This window comes from Acidovorax sp. Q11 (assembly GCF_054950075.1).
In genome coordinates this window covers 18,206-38,318 of the sequence record NZ_JBUDZG010000018.1, presented here as the reverse complement: position 1 = coordinate 38,318, position 20,113 = coordinate 18,206, and the positions used below count along the sequence as shown (strand labels likewise).

At 59.8% G+C, this 20,113-nt stretch carries 13 protein-coding genes; 6 read left to right on the top strand and 7 right to left on the bottom strand.

Translation table 11 applies throughout. The features are described 5' to 3' along the window. The 6 genes from ACYZGB_RS14805 to ACYZGB_RS14780 all read left to right on the top strand — a co-directional run bounded on the left by ACYZGB_RS14805 (window position 1) and on the right by ACYZGB_RS14780 (window position 8,319). On the top strand, window positions 1-1,203 hold the full coding sequence (locus ACYZGB_RS14805; RefSeq protein ID WP_462389303.1) for a PilN domain-containing protein: 1,203 nt from the start codon (window positions 1-3) through the stop codon (window positions 1,201-1,203). Window positions 1,204-1,206: 3 nt separating this feature from the next. Beyond that, complete coding sequence (gspM, locus tag ACYZGB_RS14800; RefSeq protein WP_462389301.1) at window positions 1,207-1,785, top strand: type II secretion system protein GspM; 579 nt, start codon at window positions 1,207-1,209, stop codon at window positions 1,783-1,785. A gap of 807 nt (window positions 1,786-2,592) precedes the next feature. Next, window positions 2,593-4,866 carry a type II secretion system secretin GspD gene (gene gspD / locus ACYZGB_RS14795; RefSeq protein ID WP_462389299.1) on the top strand — a complete coding sequence of 758 codons (2,274 nt, stop codon included), beginning with the start codon at window positions 2,593-2,595 and terminating at the stop codon, window positions 4,864-4,866. A gap of 24 nt (window positions 4,867-4,890) precedes the next feature. Beyond that, the gene (locus ACYZGB_RS14790; protein WP_462389298.1) at window positions 4,891-5,310 is read left to right on the top strand and encodes a hypothetical protein; all 420 of its coding nucleotides are present in this window, start codon (window positions 4,891-4,893) and stop codon (window positions 5,308-5,310) included. A gap of 80 nt (window positions 5,311-5,390) precedes the next feature. Then, window positions 5,391-6,224 carry a sterol desaturase family protein gene (locus ACYZGB_RS14785; RefSeq protein ID WP_462389393.1) on the top strand — a complete coding sequence of 278 codons (834 nt, stop codon included), beginning with the start codon at window positions 5,391-5,393 and terminating at the stop codon, window positions 6,222-6,224. Window positions 6,225-6,483: 259 nt separating this feature from the next. Next, on the top strand, window positions 6,484-8,319 hold the full coding sequence (locus ACYZGB_RS14780; RefSeq protein WP_462389297.1) for an ArnT family glycosyltransferase: 1,836 nt from the start codon (window positions 6,484-6,486) through the stop codon (window positions 8,317-8,319). Window positions 8,320-8,351: 32 nt separating this feature from the next. Here the strand turns inward: ACYZGB_RS14780 and ACYZGB_RS14775 are convergent, their stop codons facing one another. The 7 genes from ACYZGB_RS14775 to ACYZGB_RS14745 all read right to left on the bottom strand — a co-directional run bounded on the left by ACYZGB_RS14775 (window position 8,352) and on the right by ACYZGB_RS14745 (window position 20,054). Beyond that, window positions 8,352-9,029: a lysophospholipid acyltransferase family protein gene (locus ACYZGB_RS14775; RefSeq protein ID WP_462389295.1), complete on the bottom strand. Its 678-nt coding sequence runs from the start codon at window positions 9,027-9,029 to the stop codon at window positions 8,352-8,354. 239 nt (window positions 9,030-9,268) lie between these two features. Continuing rightward, entirely contained in the window at window positions 9,269-10,543 is a 1,275-nt protein-coding gene (locus ACYZGB_RS14770) for an ABC transporter ATP-binding protein (protein WP_462389293.1), read from the bottom strand. Beyond that, entirely contained in the window at window positions 10,544-11,344 is an 801-nt protein-coding gene (locus tag ACYZGB_RS14765; protein WP_462389291.1) for an ABC transporter permease, read from the bottom strand. A 76-nt stretch (window positions 11,345-11,420) separates the two neighbouring features. Next, complete coding sequence (locus ACYZGB_RS14760; protein ID WP_462389290.1) at window positions 11,421-12,383, bottom strand: peptidylprolyl isomerase; 963 nt, start codon at window positions 12,381-12,383, stop codon at window positions 11,421-11,423. 95 nt (window positions 12,384-12,478) lie between these two features. Continuing rightward, window positions 12,479-14,089, bottom strand: a complete 1,611-nt coding sequence (locus tag ACYZGB_RS14755; protein ID WP_462389288.1) for a cell surface protein — start codon at window positions 14,087-14,089, stop codon at window positions 12,479-12,481. Window positions 14,090-14,371: 282 nt separating this feature from the next. Continuing rightward, window positions 14,372-16,243: a glycosyltransferase gene (locus tag ACYZGB_RS14750; RefSeq protein ID WP_462389286.1), complete on the bottom strand. Its 1,872-nt coding sequence runs from the start codon at window positions 16,241-16,243 to the stop codon at window positions 14,372-14,374. A gap of 157 nt (window positions 16,244-16,400) precedes the next feature. Next, the gene (locus ACYZGB_RS14745; RefSeq protein ID WP_462389285.1) at window positions 16,401-20,054 is read right to left on the bottom strand and encodes a methyltransferase domain-containing protein; all 3,654 of its coding nucleotides are present in this window, start codon (window positions 20,052-20,054) and stop codon (window positions 16,401-16,403) included. Window positions 20,055-20,113 lie beyond the last annotated feature (59 nt).

Here is a 20,113-nt window from a genome sequence, read left to right as displayed (position 1 = left end):
ATGTCCACTCAGACTTCCCCTTTTGAGCTTTTCGGCTTTGACGTACGTGATCTTGTGCGTCAATTCGGTGCTTCGTGGCGAGCAGTGGCGAAAACACGCCTATTCGCATGGTTGACACCTGTTCTGCCGGTACGTGTGTTGCGTGCAGATGGCAGTGTGGTGTTGTGGAAGGGGCGATTACTTGGGGCCGGTAAGGGCGCTGAGACTGCCGAGTTTGGGGCTGTTGAAATTCCCGAAGAATTGGTGCTCCGCAAGCTGCAGCGGATGCCGGGTTTGCCGGACGCTGCCATAGCCCAAGCAGTGGAACTCGAAGTGCGTGCGACCAGTCCTTTTGCGATGGATGACACGGTGTGGGGGGGGCGCGCGCTCTTGGACAAAGCGTCGGGCAAAAACCTTGTCGAAGTCATTCTTGCCTCTCGGCGGCAAATCGCTCGATACCTCGACGAACGGCAGAGCGATGTAGGGTTGCGATCTGGCAGAAGGGCCGAGGCCTGGGTTTTTGCAACTGATGGTAACCCCATTATTGTCCGTGGCTGGGGGGAGCAAAGCCGCGCGCAGGAGGTCGTTCGGCAACGTCGTGTTGCCTTTGCGTTTGTATTCTTTGCTATGGTGATATTAGGTGCGATGGCTACTACGCCCTCATTGCAACTGCGAGCCCGATCCCTTGATGCGATTGCAGCTTTTGAAAGCATGCAGCACGAGACCAAGCAGGCTGCAGTTCAACGTGAAGCCTTTACGCATTCTGTCGAGCGGCTGGAGGTGGTGCGCGGCGTACTGACGGAGCGTATCGACTTGCTGCAACTCATGACGGTACTGACGAAGGTGCTGCCCGACGATACTTATCTCCAAAACATGCAAACCCAAGGTTTGAAAGTGAGCATTCAGGGGCTTACAGGAAATGCTGCTACGCTGATGCAAACTCTTGGCTCGGTGCCGGGCTTCCGTGAGGTGCGCGCTCCCACGGCCGCAACGCGTGCGCTGGCGCCGAATGCGGAAAATTTCCGTATTGAAATACAGCTGGACCCTGCAGTGTTCTCTGTAGCCGTCAACCCAGCCAGTGTTGCCCTTCCTGCTCAGCCGCCGCTTGCTACGCCGCCTGTAACCCCTCCCTCGGTTTCGTCCGTGTCGAATGATTCTGTGGGGGCGTCAACCACGGCTCCGACCAGTGCTGAGACGCCTCGCAAGAGCCGTTTCACCCGGTGACGAATGTCCGCTCACTTTGGCAAATTCATGCAGCAGTACTTGCGTTCACAAATCGTTATTCCCTTGGTGACCGTAGCGTGTCTTCTGGCCGTTTGCTTGGCTGCGGGTACGTACGTTTACCAAAAGCACCAATGGGTGCAAACTCGGCTGGCCGATTTTATTGGGCCTCGATATGCGCGACTGGCTGGTCTGAAGGCCGGGGGCGATGCGCTCTCGGCCGCTGCACTGCGTGCGCGCGAACTAGAGGCGCTTTATGTTCACGACGGTAGCCAGGATGCCAATCAGACTGGCAATGAGGTGCAGCAGCGAGTACGCAGCCTGCTCACTGCCGCCGGCATGAGCATCTCTAGCAGTCAAGTGCTTCCGGCTAAAACTGAGGCGGAAATGGAGCGAATTCCTCTTTCGGTGCGTGCCGAAGGCGACATCACTTCCCTACAAGGCGCACTGATAGGACTGGCGGAACAGCGTCCAGCAGTGATCATTGACCAAATCAGTATTCAGAGCCAGGACACGCCGGATCGTGGGGTTCAGCGCTTGTCGGTGCAGTTCGGATTTCTCATCCTGCGACGGTTGCAGTCATGAAAAATCCAGTGATCGGCATGCTCATCGCTGCCAATGTTTTGCTTGCGCTGGCGCTGACTGCGATGTGGGTAGACCCTCAGGGGCAAGTGCGTCATACCCATTGGGTACGCCCAGACCCCATACAGTCAGACTACATGCAAATGCTGCCGGGTTTACCCAGCCGGGAGCCGGTGCGTACCGATGTATTCCTGGCCCTGCTTGAGCGTCCCATTTTTTCCAGCACTCGCCGTCCACCGCCGCCACCGCCTCCACCCGTTCCGGCGCCTCCTCCAGACCTTCTGGCAAACGCGCAGATAGTGGGCGTTTTTTCCGGCGGAAGCGAATCTGGCGGCGCGATCGTACGCATTGATGGAAAGGGGCGCAGGATCCGCTTGGGTGAATCGATAAACGGTTGGCAGCTGACCTCTGTGAAAGAGCGAAGCGCGGTATTCACCAACGGAGGTCAGACGCGGGAAATGCTATTGGTCCGTTCCAAGGTATATTCTGCTGGAGTTGACATGCCGCCATCCGGCGGTAACCGTGCACTCGTCAATATTGATCCTCAGGCGCAAGTGCCTGAAGCTACGCCCGTCGCAACGCCGACGGAGCAACCCGCAGCAGAACCCGCCTCGGCATCTGCGCCTGCATCCGCCGCCGCTCGGCGTCGTCCCCGTTTTGGCCCGTGACCCGGAACCACATGAGTTTATGATCCTCAGCAAGCACATTCTTCCTTTGGCGCTGGCCGCCGCGTGCCAAGCGTCGCTGGCTCAGAGCGCTACGTCCCCAGAGCAGCCTCCGCGTGATGGACAGCCATCAGTAGAAGCGGAGATGCTGGGCACAAATGGCGAGCCACGCATCATGCGCGGCAATGATCGAGTCATCGCTCCCATGAAGGCCGCGTCTCCCTTGGGAGGTGCACCTATTAGCTTCAATTTTGAAGATGCACCTATCGCGGAGGTCGTGCGCACCATCCTTGGCGACTTGCTTAAAGTTGACTATGTAATTTACCCGCCCATCGGCGGGACGGTCACTCTAGCCACGCGTACCCCAGTGGCTCCCGACAAAGCTGTTTTTCTATTGGAGAGCGCTCTGGCCGTCAATGGACTTGCGCTGGTCGGAGATACGCGGGGTAGCTACCACGTAGGCAGAGCAGAGGCTCTTAGAAGTATCAGTTCTGGTATCCGACAGGCAGGGCCGGTGGCCATGCCCCCTGGCACGGGTCCCATCATCGTCCCCCTGCAATACATCGGTGCAGCTGAGATGGCTACCATCCTGCGGCCCATGATGCCGCCGGAAAGCTTGGTGCGTGTCGATAGCCTGCGCAATTTGCTGGTTCTCGCTGGAACCCGTTCGCAGGCGGAAGGCTGGTTGGACATCGTCAACACTTTTGATGTGGATTTGCTCAAGGGCATGTCTGTCGGTGTGTTTCCGCTCAAGTACGCTTCCGTAAGCGAAGTCGAGGCTGCATTGCGGCTCATCGGCAGTGCCGGAACATCTGCAGCTGGCAGTGCGGCAGCGCGGCCGGGCACGCCTGCCGCAGCAACCCCCACTACCCGATCCACAACTGGCACTGCGACATCGGCTAACAATTCCGCAGCGGTCGGGCTTGGAGAGAACAATCCCTTGTTTGGTGCTTTGCGCGTGCTGCCCATTGAGCGCATCAATAGCATTTTGGTTGTTACGCCCAAGGCTGCATATCTCGACGAAGCGCGCCGCTGGATTGAACGCTTCGACCGGCCTAGTGACGGTGGGGCCGAACCCCAGCTCTACATTTACCGGGTGCAAAACGGTAGTGCACGCCATTTGGCAGGTGTTTTGCAGGGCATTTTTGGTGGTGCGGCGGTAGGTGGGGCATCTGCTAACAGTGGAGTCTCCCCTGGACTGACTCCCGTGACGGGCGCAACATCTGGCTACTCATTTGCTGCGGGTGGGATGACTGGCAACAATGCTTTTCAGAACAGTGCAGGTGCCCGCAGTTCGGGGTTGCTGGGGGGCAGCACATTTGGCAATGGACTGGGGGCGGGTGCTAACACCTCGGCCTTTGGCGCCAGGGCTCAGCAGGGTACTGCTGGTGCAGGCCAGCAGGTTCAACCGATTACTGCGGCTATCGGCAACATCCGCGTTATGTCCGACGACCTCAACAACAGCATTCTGATCTGGGGTACGCGTGGTGAGTTTGAAAAAATAGAAACAACCTTGAAGCGGTTGGATACGCCGCCCACACAGGTGCTCATTGAGGCCTCCATCATTGAAGTCACCCTGAACGACAACCTCAACTATGGCTTGCAATGGGCTTTCGATGGTGGTGTTGGCAACAACTACCAAGGGGCCGGGCAAATCAGCTCAGGATCGGGTGCTGTTACGTCGGGGACCGGCAGCCTTGGTACCGCCATGGCGCAAGGCTTTACCTACTCGTTAGTCAACTCTGCGGGCAAAATCCGCATGGCGCTCAACGCCTTGTCCCGGAAGACCACAATCAAGATGATTTCCAACCCATCGCTAATGGTGCTGGACAATCACTTGGCCATGATGACTGTAGGCAACCAGGTGCCTGTGCTCTCCAGCACCACCGATTGGCTCAACAGCTCAAATGCTACGACGAGTACCGTGCAATACCGTGACACTGGCGTCAGCCTGGCGGTCACCCCTTCGGTGAATTCCGGCAATCTTGTGTCCATGCAGATTGATCAGACCGTGACAGACGTGTCTGATACAACTAGCACGAGTGCCAATAATCAACCCACTTTTATGCAACGTCAGATCAGCAGCAAAGTCGCCGTCCGCTCTGGGGAGGCGATTGTGCTGGGTGGACTGATCAAAGACAACGAAACACGAGGCAAAAATGGAGTGCCCTTGCTCCAGGACCTGCCGCTGGTGGGCAATCTGTTTGGCACCAATTCGCGTGCAGGTGCACGTACGGAACTATTGGTAGTCATCACGCCCAAAGTCGTACGCAGTGACATCGACGTGCGAGAGGTCAGCGAAGACCTGCGTGATCGCATGAAAGGGCTGCTGTCCATTGAGGGTGTTTCCCCGAGGGCAGACGGTACCCCTGCCTCTCAGGCGCCTGCTATTCCTGCTGCAGCCCCGTCTCCCCGGTAACTTGTTCTTCTATTTATCAAAGCCATGAAAAGTCATTTTATCAAATCCCTTGCATCTGTTGGAGCACTGACTGCAGTGGCAGTCCTTGCGGGCTGCGCCGCTATCACCCCGGCTACGCCAGAAGCCACGGTTCAAAAGCGTGCACAAGCGCGTGTCAATCTGATGCAAGCACGCGAGTTCACCAAAGCGTATTCCTACCTCGCACCGTCCTACAGAGCGCTCAACGATGCAGACGTTTACAGCAAGAGCTTTGGCAGCAGTGCATCTTGGGTAGAGCCCAAGGTTAACCAAGTGAAATGCCCTGACAGCGACCGCTGCTTGGTATCGGTCACTGTAGGTGTCCAAGTGGTAGCGCCCGGCTTTGGCACCAAACCTCTGCCATCTACCATGTGGGAAACATGGGTGCTCGAGGATGGTCAGTGGTGGTTTCACAAGTACAACTGAAGTGATTAAAGCATTAAATGCTATATATTTAATAGCATTTAATGCAGGCCTAGCGGGCGGAAACAGCATATTTGCGTGTGATGGACTTCTTCTTAAACCTTTGGGGCCATCTGCGCGCAGTGCTGGCGGGCCTTGTTCCCTGGTGGCCCGTGTTGGTTGGGGCAATGGCGGTGGAAGTGTTGAGGCCTGGCAGAAGACTGCATTGGCCTACCGTTATTGCTAATAGCGTCTATATCCCGCTAGGTTTAGCCGTTGGTGGTACCGTGCTCGGCTATGTGCTGCCAACCCTTGATGCGCAGGTTCCACCCGACGTTCTGCGGTTGCGGCAATGGGCTGATACGCCGATCAAGCAGGTCGCGCTGTGGCTGCTTTACCTCACTTGTTTCGATTTTCTGTATTACTGGTTGCACAGAGCGCAGCACCGTATTCCGTGGCTTTGGCGATACCACATGGTGCACCACTCAGATGTGAACGTCTCTGCAAGCAGTGTGGGGCGCCATCACTGGCTTGAAGAGGGCTTTCGCTACTTCATAGTGACTGCGCCATTGGTTGTCTTGATGGGGGGCGCGCATGGCGCACCGGTGTGGGTTCTGGGCTTCATTGTGCTCAATGGGATACTCATGCACTGGAATGTCTCTTTCCGATTTGGAATGTTGGAGCGTTTGGTGATTACGCCTGCATACCATCGGTTGCACCACTCCATCGAAGAGAGGCACTACGACACCAACTTTGGAGTCTTCACCCAGTTGTGGGATCGCGTATTCGGTACGCGCCAGCTTCCGGCGCGCGATGACTATCCCGAAACAGGTATCGTGGGGCTTGGCAGCACGCGCAGCTGGGCCCTGTTGGCTCCGTGGCCGATATTGCTGGTCAGAAAAAACGCAGAGCCGACGAGCGGGCACAAAAACTTCTAGTGCGCTGGGTTGGGAATTTTTTTCATAGAGATGCCGAGAGCCCCAGCCATGCTGCGGTGCAAATTCTCGCAATAGCTGTGGCGCGTGTTGCGTTTCAGCCTTGAGTCAAGCGGGTTCCCATTTTCCTCGCATAACCCCAGGGGCAGGATATCCGCTGTTTTGCATCGGCATTTTGATAACACTTTCGATTGGACTAGCTCGGGTGACCAGGCATTTGCGACCCCTTATCCCCGCTGACCGTGATCGTCTCTTCGATGTGATGGCTTTGGTCATCATGGTGTTGTTAGCGGGCATTCTTCTGTTTTTCTACGATGTCACGCTCCATGGAGCAGACCAGATCCGTGACATGGAAGTTGCCCGTAATTTGGTGCGCAGCCACGTCTGGCCTGTGGATAGCCCGCCTATGTTTGGTGAGCAAGTCCGTTTGCCACCGGCCTTCTACTACCTGCTCGCCCTGCCGCTGTGGGTTCATGACAGCGAAGGTGCTGTTTTTATTGCCTTCGCGCTGCTTTTTATTCTTTCCGTTGGCTTCCTTTGGCGAGAGATATCCCGAAGTTTTGGCCCGCGCTACGGATTGGCATACGTTGTTTTTGCCTTCCCGGTTTTTGCCTCGGTCCATGCCCATAGCGCCTGGAACCCTGCCTTGGCGATGACATTGAGCAATGTGTGGCTTGCATTGTTCATACGGGCTATCGAATCGCACAACACGGCATGGCTGGCGCTTCCTTGCGTGGTATTTGTGCTCCTGCAAGTGCATCCCTCCGCTGCACCTCTTTTGTTGGGACTGGGGATATACGTGGTCGTGCACCACAAGGTGCTGACTGACAAAGTGACCTTGCTCGCTGTGGCGGGCATCATCGGCCTCACAGCTTTGTGGGTCGTCCACTCTGACGCAGTTTCTCAATGGGTATCTCTCCAGCCCCAGGGGGCGGCTGGGGGGCGTACAAGCTCCGGAGAACTGTTCACCCGCCTGCTGGATATTGGCAAGTGGAGAGACGCATTGCTGATGCCTTACGGCATCGTCAGAGGCATACAGCCGACCATAACCGGTTTGGCCCAGCTGACGGGCGCTCACCTGCTCGCAATGCTGGTGGGGGTTATTTTGGGGTGCGGCGCAGCGATTGCCAGCCGCACATTTCTTTGGGTTCTCCTATCCACCGTCCTCTGGTTTGTTGCCGCCATGGCGGTGTTGGCCCAGGGCTCCTTTTGGCATTTGTACGTCATCTATCCTTGGCTGGTTGTACTGGCGGCAATAGGTTGGGGGCGCTGGAGCGAGCGGTCGAAACTGTCGCCGCGCATGTTTCTGGGTGTGGGAGCGGGTGTGGCGGTGCTTGCCCTAGCGGGGCACCTGGTGCTGTACGTGCAATTTGCCAACAAAGGGAACTACGACCTGAGTCTGTCCCGGGCATTCTTCCCCCGCGCGTGGGCGCTGGCGGAATACAAGGTACCCGCCTACACCTACAGATACCTCCACGAAGCCCGTGATGCCCTTGTTTCCCATGGCCTCTGCAGCGGGCAAGTGGCAGGGATGCGTACCATGGTGTTGCAAGAGATGAATCTTCGGGCTTTCGAAGTCGCTTGCGAGGAGCGCAATACGAAGGCGGCCCAGGGTTACTTTTTTGCACACGATGATGACCGTGCAGATTTCGAATTCACTGCGAACCTGCAGCCGCTGCAAAGGGTAGGTGGCAGTGCAATCTACGCGGTGGATCCAGTACGCATTGGCGTTGGCGGTCGAACCGTGATCGCGATGCGAACCGACCGTCGCGTCAACTACATGACCTATGCGCCTGCACGCCTTGAAGAGGGGCTGGTAGTAGCCGTTCCTCCCCACGACGACGCCGTGCTTTTGCGTGTCGGACTGCGCTGCTTGAAGGAGCACCCCGTGATGCAGGCCTTCGATTGGCGTCTGCAACTCGCAGGCGGTGAGGCTTCGCACCCGGCGGTGAAATCCCGCCAGCACAAATACTTGGGGTCTATCTTCTACGACCTGGAGTGGCGACTTCAGCCGGGGCAGTCGGGTGCCGCGTTGTCTTCAGTTGCCGGCCCGCTCGAATGCGATGTATCGGCTATTGCACGCCGCGTAGAGGGGTGACAAGACTGCGCTCGCGGATCTGGAAAAACGGCTCACTGCGCGTGGAAGAAACGCGGCGCCTCGCCCCAGAAATGCCAGAACGCGTTGTTCTGTGCCAGTGAGTCATCCAGATGCTGAAAGACCATTTGTGCGAGTTCCTGTGCATCGCTTCCTGGCGCAGGCAGTGCGAGCTGAGCGATTTTCAGCAACCGTTTGCCCGTATGTGTGTCGAAGCCGGTCACGTACACCGTCACAGGCGCTTGCATGTCCACCGCCAGCCGCAGCAGACCCTTGGGCACGCGCACGGGCATGCCGCACAGGGTTACCAACGCGCTGGAGTCCACCTGGTCGGCAGGCACATCCACTGCAGCAAACACCTGCTCATGGCGCCTGAGTGCCTGCACCACGGGGCGCAGGCTGCCCGACACCACCAGCGGTGCGCGGCCCAGTGCCTGGCCAACGCTGCGGGTGCGAGCGATGGCATAGCGCCGTAGCACAGACCTCCCTGCGAACGGGGTTCCTTCCATCGCGGCCACCAAGGCATGGGCCTGCAGGCCCTGGGCCCCGACATGCCGCAAAGCCCACATCCCCGCTCCCCAGTGGAACGTGACGCACACGCCCGCCCGGGCAGGGTCGGGCCATTGCCCCTGCACGTCCATGTGGCGCTGCATGAAGGTGTTGGATCGGGTCAAGGCCAGGTAGTGGTCGGCGTGGTCTACCAGTGTGACCAAGCGGCGCGTTGCTAGCCAGTGGGGTTCGCCACCCGGTGAAACCTGCCCCAGCCTTTGGGCTTGGGCCAGGGCCTGCAGGCAAGCACCCCGGTAAAGCCACTGAACGCGCGCCAGACGTTTGAAAAGCCAGAAACACCAGCGCCAGGGAAGTATGGCGGCCAGCCCGGGGACTAGCACGAGTTCGATCAAATCGCGCAGTTCGGTGCGCAGCCGTTGATGGAAGGTCGAGCGCACCGGCGTCAGCTCCACACGTGCGGCAGGTGCACCAGGCCAGGCGTTGACTTGGCAAACACATGCTGAAATCGGGTGCAATCCTTCCACTCGTCATACACAACTAGCCCCATGGCATCAAACAGGTACACGCTCACGCTGTACTGGCCCGTGTGCAACGGCAGGTCGGTAAAAGTAACGGTGGCTACCCAGGCGCCACTCTCGTCCTGAATGGCGCTGGCGCCATCCACGTGGGTGCCCGCCGTGGTGATGCCAACACCGCCGCCCGCCTGTTCCAGCATCACCCCGATGTTGGGGCACTCGCCCGCAGGCGCATGGGCTCGCACCGTGATGCGCAGGTGCGGTGAAGCCAGTCGGCCGCACGGGGCGTCTGGCTGCTCCACCACATCTGGCAAGTCCACCGCCTCAATGTGCGCATGGGCTGGCCGCGCCTTGTTTTGCGGGGGCGTCAACTCTGCTGCCGCCGCGTCGGGAGCCTCTGCAGGGCTTTGTGGAACCTGGGTTGGCGTTTGTTGCCGGGCCCGCACATGCGCTTCGTACGAGGCAATCACCTCTGGCGCTGGTCCCAGCGCGCGAGGATTGCCTTCGTGCAGCCACAGTGCGGTGTCGCACAGGCGCTGTACGTGGTAAAGACTGTGCGAGCAAAAGAGAATGGTGCAGCCGTTGTTGCGGAACGCCTCAATGCGCTCAACACATTTTTTCTGGAAATGCTGGTCGCCCACCGCCAGGGCCTCATCAATGATGAGCAAGCTGGGCTCGATGGCAGTCACCAAGGCAAAAGCAAGGCGCACCACCATGCCAGAAGAGTAAGTCTTGATCGGGCGATCGATGGCTTCCTGCAGTTCGGAAAAGGCAATGATCTCCGGCTCCAGTCGATGCATTTGCTGCGTCGTGATGCCAATCAAACTCCCGCCAAAGTACAAGTTCTCGCGCCCTGTGAAATCAGGGTGAAATCCTGCGCCCAATTCCAGAATCGCCGTGACCCGGCCCTTGCGCTGGATGTGGCCTTCAGAAGGCTGCATCGTTCCTGCCAACAGCTTGAGCAAGGAACTCTTTCCCGCGCCGTTGTCACCGATCAGCCCCAGGCACTCCCCCCGCTTGAGTTCCAGCGAAACACCGCGCAAAGCCCAATGGCTTGTGAAATTGCGGCGGTTGCTCAGCAAGGCCCACAGCCTTTGCTGAGGGGATTGGAATACCCGGTACTCCTTGCCCAAATCGTTGACTTTCAGCGTCGTCGAGCGGGCGGCCGCGAAATCATTGTGCAAAGCCGAAGGCAGCAGCATCTACAGCCAATCCGTTAATTGATCCAGGCTGCGGCGCAGCAGCAAATTCAGCAGCAACGCCCCCAGCGCCAACCAGGCTGCAATGCCAACCCAGACCGACATCGCGGGCCAAGCGCCCAGGAGCAAGATCGACTGATATCCGCTGACCCAGGCTGTCATGGGGTTGAGCCACAGCACCCATGCCCAGCCCTCGGGGAACTGGCTGGCCGGAAACAACACAGGGGACAAGAAAACCCCCAGAGAAAGCGCGAATCCCACAAATTGCATGGTGTCGCGCAGTGCAGCCGCCAAGATGGCCAGCGTGGCCCCCCACAACACACACAGCAGAACCTGCAAGAGCATCAGCACCGGGAAGGCGAGCGTGGCAGGCCCAAAGCGGTGCAAAGGGGCATATGCCAGCAGCAGCAGCAGCAGCAGCGGGCCAAAAACCACGCTGCTGGCCGCTACGGCCCTGGCAGGGAACAGCATCGGTGGCAACGCATTTTTTTGCAGCACAGGGCCAGATTCCAACAGGCTGGCCATGCCGCGTGAGAGTGCGTCGGCAAATGCCATCCACGGCAACATGCCTGCAATGAGGTAGGTGCCAGCGGCATGGTTGGCGGCGCCAGCACCCATGCGAATGGCGAACACAACGTCAAACACCAGGTAGTAGGCCGCCACCGTGAGCAGTGGCTGCGCATAGGCCCAGACCGCACCCAGCGCAGTGCCCGCATAGCGGGCTGCAATTTCGCGCTGCGTCAATACCCAGCACAAAGCGCGCGCACGCCACAGGGCGGCAGCTTGCTGGATCAGGATGGGCATGCGGAATGCGAGGACAAACAAAAACCTGGCTGGCTGTGCGTGGGCTGGCGCATCATTGCCAGCCCGCGTAAGCGCTTCACTTGGTCGTTGTAGGCGTAGGGGCCGCGGCTGGAGCGGCGGCCTTGGGCAGCGCGGCTTCTGCTTGCTTTTCGCGGGCAACGAATGCGTCTAGCGCTGTGGGGTTGCCCTGCGCCAGGCTCCGCAGGCGCTCCAGTTCTGCCTCGCGCACCTTGCCGCGTTGTTTGGCGGCGATAGAGGCCACGAGCTCATCACGCACTTCCTCGTACGACTTGGCCATTGCGGGGCGGCGGCCATCCAGGCGAATGATGTGGTAGCCGAATTGGGTCTTGATCACCGGGCTCAGGTCACCCGGCTGCTGCAGGGGCTTGAGGGCCTCGTCGAACTCCGGCACCATGCGGCCTGCCGGAAACCAATCCAGGCTCCCTCCGCGCAGGGCGCTGCCCGGGTCGCCCGAATGTTTGCGGGCCAGTTCTTCAAACCGCGCGCCTGCTTTGAGTTCGGCCAAAAGTTCTTGTGCCTTGGTCTTGGCAGCGTCGTCGCTGCCCTTGACGAGGATATGGCTGGCCAAGGTTTGCGCGGGGCTGTTAAAGCGCTCCTTGTCACCTCGGTATTCGGTACGGGCCTGGGCCTCCAGCAACTCGGCGCGGCTGACTGCGGCTTCTTCGAGATTGAGGAGTCGGGCGTTGGCCAGGATGGTCTCGCGGTACTGTTGTATTTGCCGCTTCACTTCGGGCTGTTCGCCCACTTTCTGGCGCTCTGCGTCGGCAGCCAGGGCCTTGCGCAGGTAGACGGTGTCCAGCCACTGCTTCATCTGCTCTGGGTCTGCCAACAATTGTGCGCGGAGGTTGGGCACCAGGGCGCGTAGATCGGCTTGCACCTGCTCTTGTGTGATGACCACACCGGCCCCTTGGAGCAACACGGGGTTGGCTTCAGTGGCATGGCCAGCAATGGCCGCGCTCAGGGTACTGGCGCACAACAAAGCAGAACGCAGGATTTGGGCAGTGGAAAACTTCATCATCGTGAAAACAAGGAACAAGAGTAAAGCTGTAGCACTGAAATAAAAAAGGCGGGGAAAGTTCCCCGCCTTTTATACAAAGTTAACTAACCCGAAGATTAGCGAACCGTACGGTGCGTCCAGGCGCCGCCCAGGTTGGCGCCGGTCACCTTGGATGCCGAGTAGCCGATGATTGGCAGGCCGGCAGCAACAGCACCAGGGGTGTTCACACGCATCCAGCCTTCAGCCATGCCGGTGCCCGTGCTCAGGTTGGAGCGCGTCAGCACGCCGCCCACCACGGAGTCGCCGGTGTTGTTGAACGACAGCACGCTCACTTCACCGCACAGCGTCAGGGCCGATGCTGGCGAGATCACGAACGTGGTCTTGGTCAGCTCTTCACGGTTGTAGCCGCGCAGGCTGCCAGGCACCACGCAACCCACGGTCGCAGCGGGCGTGCCAGCGATGTCGTTGGCAGTGTTCAGCTTCGTGTTGACGGGAGCGTAGTGGTCCGTACCCACGGTGAGGCTGGTAGTGCCCGCGACCAGGTCACGGAACACCAGACGGCTTGCGGCAGCGGCAGTATAGTTCACAGCCACGTGGTAGCGGCGGGTAGGTTGCGACAGAATCCAGTCGGTCGAGAAGCCGTTGCCGGTGATGAACTCGTTAGACACCGCAGCCGTAGCCAGGGCAGCCGTCAGGTTCGTGGCCTGTGCGGATGGAGTCACAGCGCCGGTGTAAGGCGTGGACAGATCTGGATAGTCGTACTTGGCCGACAGAACAGCACCACCCAGCAGCAGAGGATCTGCCGACAGGGTTGCAACGTTGGTTGCGTTCGCACCGTTGGCTTGTGCAGCGCTGGTTTGTGGGAACCAGACGATGTTGCCGACGCCATTGGCACCAGCGCCGTTCTCAGCGCGCACGGCCGTAGCGGTGCCAGAGAACGAAGCAAAGCCTGCCACGTTCACAACGGTCCAGTTGGCGAACAGGCCGCCAGTAGGATAGTTGTAGCCGCGGAGGTTGAAGCTGTTGGGGTTAACTGCGTCGAAAGCGACCAAGTCGTTTTCTTGCAAGTCCAGCACAGCGGTTGCGCAGGTAGGCGTGCCAGAGGTGGCGCCGGAGGTGGCGTGCTTGACGGCAGCGAACAGCGGGTTGGCCGTAGCGCCCACTGCGCCGGTAGCAGCGTTCACCAGCGTGGGAGGCACGTCAGCCGTATTCAGGATTTCAATATAACCTTCGCGGGTTTGGGCCTTGTCGGCGTCACGCACGCGGTCGGTCTTGAACTTGCCGCCCAGATCCTTGATGTCTTGCTTGTAGGGCAGGGTGCAGGACGTGTCGCTGGTCACCAGGCGGGAGATGCCCGAGCCGTCTTCGGCAGCAGCCACTTCAGCCGTCCACACGTCGCCAGGCGACAGGTAGATGGTGATGTCAAACACGTCGTCAGAGTTCTGAGCGCCGCGGTAGCGCAGCTTGACAGCCTTGCCGTTCACGTTGTCGGTGTTGACGAGGTTCAACAGCGTCTTGTTGGTGCCTTGCGTGGTGAAGTAAGGCACGGTCAGGATGTGACCCACGCCGGTAACGGTGGGGTTCAGAGCGGTGGCGAGCGGATAAACGCCGCCAGCAGGATTAGCAACAGCATCGCCAGCGCCAACAGCGGTAGGGATGACCACACCTGCGGATGCAGCGCCACCAATCAGGGCAGCAATGCTCAGGGCGAGAACGTTCTTTCTCATGTATGAACTCCAGTTAAAAGTTGAAAGCGCAACTACCAAGATTGATTACGCTAGTGGATGGTAGCACACCCTTTTTATAGGGTAGCGCCCGTGCCCTTGTACATGAAACAATGTTTTAAAAAAACAACATTTCACGGCCTTGCTGCGTTCCTGCAAGGGCGGTTGCTCCTTGTTTGGACTGCCGCTGTAGCGCGGGTTGGGGGCTAGTGTATCTAGCCTGTTGGGGCGAGCAAGTGTTTGTGTGTGCTGTGCTTGCTGGTGGTCTATAAAGTGTGGGTTTTGTCACACGCTGGGGCTTGTGGTGTGCCTCAGCGCTTGTTGGTGGTTGGCTGGCTGGCCTTGGGACTGGTAAATGCGGCGCCGCAGTTGCGCAGAGGTCGGCAGGGGGGCGCGTGGTAGCCAGCAGGTGTGCCTGATTTCAAAGGCGGGGTGAAAATAGGGGTCTCCGGCGGCCAGCCAGTGGCGCCAACGGGCCAGGAAGGCGGCGGAATCCTCAGGGTGGGGGTCGTAGCCTTCGGTTTTGCCGCGCGTAAGGGATTCGTGGTGCAGTAGGGTGGCCTGTGGGCAATACAGTATGCGCCAGCCGCTTTCCAGGGTGCGCAAACACAGGTCCACGTCCCCAAAGCCCACGGCAAGGGTTTCGTCGTAGCCATCGATGGCTTCAAAGGCTTCGCTGCGCATGAGCAGGCAGGCGGCTGTGACGGCCGCCACCTCGTGCGTGGTGATGAGCCGACCTTGGTGGGCGATGTCTACGCGGTCGGGCGGCAGGCGCAGGAATTTGCCGTAGTGCTCGGCAATGCCAAATGCACCCACACAAACGCCAGCGTGCTGGATGGTGGTACGGTCGGGGTAAAGGAGCTGTGCGCCCACCATGCCCACGCCGGGCTGTTGTGCCAAGGCCAGCATGCGCTCCAGCCAGCCTGGCTCAATGGCCTCTATATCGTTGTTGCAGAACAGGTAATGGGTGTAGGGGGTCTTGAGTTGCTGTACCGCCCAATTGTTGATGGAAGAAAAGTTGAACGGACCGGTATAGCGCAACACGGTGGCTTGCGGCGCCAGCGTCGCGAAGTAGGCGACTGAAGCCGGGTCGTCGGATTCGTGGTCAATCAGGACGATGTCGTAGGCCACCGACTGGCCGATGGTGGCGTGCAGGCTTTCCAGGCATTGCTTCACCAGTTCGCCATGGTTCTTGGTGGGGATGATGACGGCCACCCGGTGGTCAGGCTGCAGGGGGTAGCGTGGCGAGAAGAAGTTGAATGACATGCCGGGCTCTATCGTGCCCGCCTGCCCGGTGCGGTCCAGGTGGCGTTGCAGTACCCCGGCAGAGATTTTCATGACCTCGGCGGCCTTGCTGTGGCCTGCAGACGCGGTGTGTGTGCGCCATTGGTACAGGATTTCCGGAATGTGAACGATGGTGCGGGCGCGTTCCGATGCCCGCAGGATGAGGTCGTAGTCTTGCGAGATGGAAAGGGATTCGTCCAGCCCCCCCAGTTCGCGCAGGAGTTGGGTGCGAAAGCCCACCAGATGCACGATGTAAGGATGCTCGCGCAAGTACTCCGGCGAAAAGGCGGGGCGCAAAACGTATTGCAGCACGGTTGCACCATCGGGCGAAACGAGCACTTCGTCCGAATAGGTCATATCGGGGTCGTCCTGATGCACCGATTCGGCTATGCGGAACAATGCCTGTGGCTCCAGCAGGTCGTCGTGGTCCAGAAGCACGACAAACGGGGTGGTGCTCATTGCCAACGCCAGGTTGGTGGCATGTGAAACGCCGCGATTGGTGTCACTCAGGTGGAGCTTGATCCGGCTGTCCTTGCGCGCATAGTCCTGCAGAACGCGGCGCACATGCGGGGCCGTGGATGCGTCGTCGGCAATGCACAGCTCCCAGTGGGGGTACCACTGGGCCTGCACCGAGCGCAGCATGTCGTGCAGCATGGGCTCGGGTGTGTTGTACGTGGGCACGAGAATGCCGATGCGTGCAGGTGTCTGCATGGCGGCGATGGCGCTCTCAATGCTGGGGCGGGCTGCGGCGGCGAAGTTTTCGCGGTGTTGTTGCCAGCCGGTTGCAGGGGGGCCTTCGCTCAGTGATGCCAGCAGCGCACCTTTCAGGCCCCGCATGCCGTGGGCGCGCCACGCGGCCAGCAGCTTGCGCATGTTGTGCCGAAAATTGGCTCTGTCTTTGAACAAGTGGCGCAGGCTGTGTGCCAGCAGGCGCAGTTTGCGACGGAGGTCTTGGAATGGTTGGGTCACGGTATCTGTCGAAAGTAGGAAAGCGTAGGCGCGGGCTCTGGTTTCCAAAGCCGGGCGCGAACTAGGGTTGGGCGGGTGCCGACAGCGGGTTGGTGAGGTAGTCCGTGTCATATGACCAGGCGGGCAGATGATCGTCGGCGGTCTGAATGTGCATGCCCGGGGCGGGCGTGGGTGGAACGCCTTGCACATAGTGCCGCTGCCGTAGCTCAAGCATGAACGACAGCCAATCCCCGGGCGCGGTGTCCCAGGGTTGGATCCAGCTCCAGGCGCGACCAGCGAGCCGCTCTGGGAAGGCGCCCAGGTTGGTTGCGATGACGGGTGCGCCTGACTGGAGGCAGGCGCTTAGTGTGTAGCTGTAGGTCTCGGGCCAGCGGGCGGGGAACCAGATCAGGTCAGGCTGCAGGCGTCTTAGCAGGTGAGGCAGGTCGGCGTCGTCGTAGGCGCCGTGCACACTCAGGCTGGAATGGGGCTGCAGTTGCAGGGGGCGGTGGGCGTACCCCAGTAGATGGAACTCAATGGGTGCTTGAATGCGTGCTGCCTCTTGTGCGGCGGCTTCCAGGGTGTTGGCGCCCTTGATCTGGTTGATGGCACCAACCACAAAGACGCGCAAATTGCTGGATGGATGCAGGCTGCGTGGCGCTGGGCTGGGTAGGGGTGTGCGCGGGGTAATGTCAAGGTGTGGCGCGTGGCGGACATTGGCCGTGGGAAAGTAACCTGCCAAGCGTTGTGCTGCATCGCGGCTGGGGGCTAACACGGTGCGGGCATTGTTCAGAAAAATTCTGTGGCGCAGGCGCCAGTCCTGGATGGTTTCGCCAGTGGGTGCGGGGCGGCCTTGCAGGCAATTGATGCACTGCTCAATGCCTTGTTCGCCGCAATACGACTGCGCAGGGTCTACGAGGGCAATTTGTGGGCATGCGTTGTAGTAGTCGTGTGCAGTGAAGTCATAGGCTACGCCGAGTTGCTCCGGTAGCCGCATCAGGTCGGGATTGACGCCCAGGAGGTGGTGGTAGTGGATCTGGCCAATGCCAACTTGGCGTAGCAAATCGACCAATTCATCTGCCTGTTGCAGGCCGTGATAGTCGCGTGCAAAGGACTCCTTCGCATCGTCCCATTCGAGCCGAATGCGGTGGTCGGCCAAGGGGGTTAGCGTGAGGCATATGGCGCGGCCTTCGAAGTGCGTGGACAGCTCGTGCACATGCCGGCGGGTGCCACCGCCAATGCCATGGAGCACGGCCAGAATGCGTGGCAGGGTGCTGCTTTTCAGCCGTGCAACATCGAGCGCTTCGCGGTATAGGCGTGCCGGGTCTGCGGCCACGTGGGCCTGGATGGTGGTCTCGTAGGTGGGGTGCAGTTGGTGCAGGATGGCCTGTGCAGCGGCTTCTCGGGGGCTTTTGGATGTGCCAAAACTAACGCCACCCACGTGGCGCACGTAGGTGGCCATGGCCAGTACGTGGCGCCATCCGTGGCCTGTGGCGCGGATGCAGAAATCGTTTTCTTCCCCATAGCCGGCACCGAAGCGCTGCGCATCAAAAAGCCCTGTCTGGTCTAGGCAGTCGCGGCGGATGTACATGCAAAAGCCAACGGCTGTCGGAATGTCTACGCCAAGGCTGGCGTGGGTGGCTGCGCACAATGCATCCATCGACGCGGTATCGTGGCCTGGCGGTAGTGCGTTGTTTTCGCAGAAACGCGGGTAGCTGCAGATGGTCGCGTTGTTGGACAGAGGGGTGGCTGTGCCGATGTCCGGCTGGCGGTAGGCGGCTTCGCGCAGACGGTCCAGCCAGTTGCCAGCGACTTCCGTGTCGCTGTTGAGTAGCAGAACATCGTGGTCAAGCGCCAAAGCCATGCCACGGTTGACGGTTTGCACGAAACCCAGGTTTGTGGCGTTTTCCAGCAGCGTGATGCGAGGTTCGCGCTGGGCTTGGTCGTGCAGCCATTGGGTCAGTTCGGTGTCTGGGCTGGCGTCGTTGATGACGATGATGCGCGCAGGGGTTTTGAACGTGCTGTGCAGCACCGACTCGAGGCAGCGCTGGGTGTCAGTCACTCCTCGGTATACCGGGATGATGATGTCTACGATCGCAGCTGGTGGGGTGACGACAGGGGTTGTCGAGGATGCCGCAGCTGGGGCGCTCGGGGAGGGCGTTTCTGGCGCAGGAGCCGGAATGCTCGGGCTGGGGTCTGTGGTGGCCTCTGGTGGGTGGAGGGGGGGGACGGCTGGCTCAGTGTTGCCCTTGAGCAGGCGGGCTGCTTTGTGCTTGAGTCGCGCGATGGGCCGGGTGAGGCGAAAAACGCGAGAGTTTTCCAATCCGCGCACGTGCGCTTGCGCTTGCTCCATCTGAAGATTGAGCTGATGGTGCAACTGCTGCAACTGAGCGTGTTCGTGTGACAGTGGAACCAAATGTGCAAGCTGGGCCAGTTCCGCTGAGGCTTGCCGGTGCGCTTGCTGCAATCGGGCCAACGCATGCTCCGCGTGCGCTGACTGCGTTTGCAATTCGTGGGTGCGATGGGCGAGCGCTAGATAGTCGGCTGACATGGGCCAGCCGATTTCCATCTCAAGCGCGCAGCCAGGCGTTTGCAGGCACTGCGCCAATACTTGGGTTGGAATGGGGGGGGCAAACCAGGGGTCATTGCCTGTGAGTAGAAGCAGCGAGGTGCCAGGTGCTGTGGCAAGAGGTGGGGCCCAGCAGATCTGGTGGTGGGGTTGGTCATTCAGCGGTAGGGCTCGAGGTTCGTCCGCCCTCCACTGCCAGCAAACCGTTCCATCAGCCTGCCGTAGATGCAGGCTATGCAGGTGCAGGAAGCCGGGGCGGTCGGCAGGGTCAAGCCGCAGGCTCGGGTTGCCGCTTGCATGGGGCGGTAGTTCAAAACGCAGCGTTTGGCGCGGCATGCCGATATGACCGCTGACAACAAGTTTGCGCGCTTCGTCGTACTGGCCGTTTTCGCCCCAGTACATTTGTGCTGTGAATGTCGCATGCTCGTCGTGTGGGGCTTGCTCGTCGCTTGGGCGCTGTGCAGTCTCGGCGCTGGCAGCAGGGCGCACAACGCCAATGAATTGGTAGCTCAATGCGTCGGGCAGCGAGAGCAAATAGCGGGCGACTGCGGGGGGCAGGCTGTCTGGCGTTCGTTCAAATTCTGAATCCCATAGCTCGCGCCGAATCGCCTGGAGGGTATCGATCGACCAGCCGTTCTCTTGCAAAAAGCGATGCAGGGAGCGCCGCGTGAAGAACCTTAGGTGGGTTTTGTCCAACAAGCCTTCGGCGCGGTAGCGGAACTCGCCATGCATCAGATCCAATGTCAGGCCAGCATAGGCGGCATTGGGCACTGAAATCAGGAGCCGCCCCTTTGGCGAGAGCAGTGCGCGGCATGCTTGAAGGATTCGCTCGGGGTTGCGCAGGTGCTCTAGAACGTCGGCGCAAACAATGGCGTCATATTGCTGGCCCGTGAAAAGCTGAGGCAGGTTGACTGTGTCCAGATCTGCCACCTCGACCTTGCGGTAGTGGGGGTGTGCATGCTCGGCTTCTGCGCGGCTGAGTGTTACTCCGTCACAGGTACAGCCGCGCTCAGTGCTAAGGTACTGGCCCAGCGCGCCACTTCCACAGCCAAGATCCAGCACTTTGCCGTCCATGGGGACCAAAGAGGCCAAAACCGATAGCGAAGTTTGCTCGTCCGGCCGAATTTGCCGAAGATAAAAGTGCAGTTCCTCATTGCTTTGGGTCATGCAAGGATTATGACGGCGCTTTTTTGGGCTTCAGCTACGGGGGCTTTGACGCTCGGTTC

Bases quoted from the DNA above. Each gene is read 5' to 3' on its own strand.
- ACYZGB_RS14805 (WP_462389303.1), top strand. From the start codon at position 1: ATGTCCACTCAGACTTCCCCTTTTGAGCTTTTCGGCTTTGACGTACGT.
- gspM (WP_462389301.1), top strand. From the start codon at position 1,207: ATGTCCGCTCACTTTGGCAAATTCATGCAGCAGTACTTGCGTTCACAA.
- gspD (WP_462389299.1), top strand. From the start codon at position 2,593: ATGCTGGGCACAAATGGCGAGCCACGCATCATGCGCGGCAATGATCGA.
- ACYZGB_RS14790 (WP_462389298.1), top strand. From the start codon at position 4,891: ATGAAAAGTCATTTTATCAAATCCCTTGCATCTGTTGGAGCACTGACT.
- ACYZGB_RS14785 (WP_462389393.1), top strand. From the start codon at position 5,391: ATGGACTTCTTCTTAAACCTTTGGGGCCATCTGCGCGCAGTGCTGGCG.
- ACYZGB_RS14780 (WP_462389297.1), top strand. From the start codon at position 6,484: ATGGCTTTGGTCATCATGGTGTTGTTAGCGGGCATTCTTCTGTTTTTC.
- ACYZGB_RS14770 (WP_462389293.1), bottom strand. From the start codon at position 10,543: ATGCTGCTGCCTTCGGCTTTGCACAATGATTTCGCGGCCGCCCGCTCG.
- ACYZGB_RS14765 (WP_462389291.1), bottom strand. From the start codon at position 11,344: ATGCCCATCCTGATCCAGCAAGCTGCCGCCCTGTGGCGTGCGCGCGCT.
- ACYZGB_RS14760 (WP_462389290.1), bottom strand. From the start codon at position 12,383: ATGATGAAGTTTTCCACTGCCCAAATCCTGCGTTCTGCTTTGTTGTGC.
- ACYZGB_RS14755 (WP_462389288.1), bottom strand. From the start codon at position 14,089: ATGAGAAAGAACGTTCTCGCCCTGAGCATTGCTGCCCTGATTGGTGGC.
- ACYZGB_RS14750 (WP_462389286.1), bottom strand. From the start codon at position 16,243: ATGCGCAAGCTGCTGGCCGCGTGGCGCGCCCACGGCATGCGGGGCCTG.
- ACYZGB_RS14745 (WP_462389285.1), bottom strand. From the start codon at position 20,054: ATGACCCAAAGCAATGAGGAACTGCACTTTTATCTTCGGCAAATTCGG.